Below are 296 nucleotides of genomic sequence, written 5' to 3'. Positions count from 1 at the left end.
ATGGCTGCCGGGTAGCTGTTCCGTCCGGCGGCCATCCACAACGCTACCTTGCAGGCCAGGCTCTCCGCCCTCGGATTTGACGCCGGGGATCCTGATGGTCTGTTTGGAGCCAAGACCACCGCAGCCGTGAAACAGTTCCAGTTGAGCCGCAGCCTGACCGTTGACGGCAAGGTTGGAGCCAAAACCAAAGCGGCGCTTTTCGCACCGTTACCGCAAAAAGGACACCGAAACTCCCACCTCGGGGACGCTCGGCGTCCTTTTTCTTTGCGTAACTCCGCAGGCCACAGGGAAGCCCA

Annotated in this window: 1 protein-coding gene; it reads left to right on the top strand. The window is 61.1% G+C overall.

Features of this window, described 5'->3' with window-relative positions; all coding sequences use genetic code 11:
• Positions 1–48: 48 nt before the first annotated feature.
• Positions 49–296, top strand: a 248-nt coding sequence (locus P0G09_RS19290; RefSeq protein ID WP_275253478.1) for a peptidoglycan-binding domain-containing protein, incomplete at its 3' end; no start/stop codon positions are given.

Origin of the sequence: Faecalibacterium sp. DFI.5.82, from assembly GCF_029076575.1 — a bacterium.
Classification (GTDB): Bacteria; Bacillota; Clostridia; order Oscillospirales; family Ruminococcaceae; genus Faecalibacterium; species Faecalibacterium duncaniae.
The sequence above is the reverse complement of the archived record's forward strand: the minus strand, read 5'-3'. Positions and strand labels throughout refer to the sequence as shown.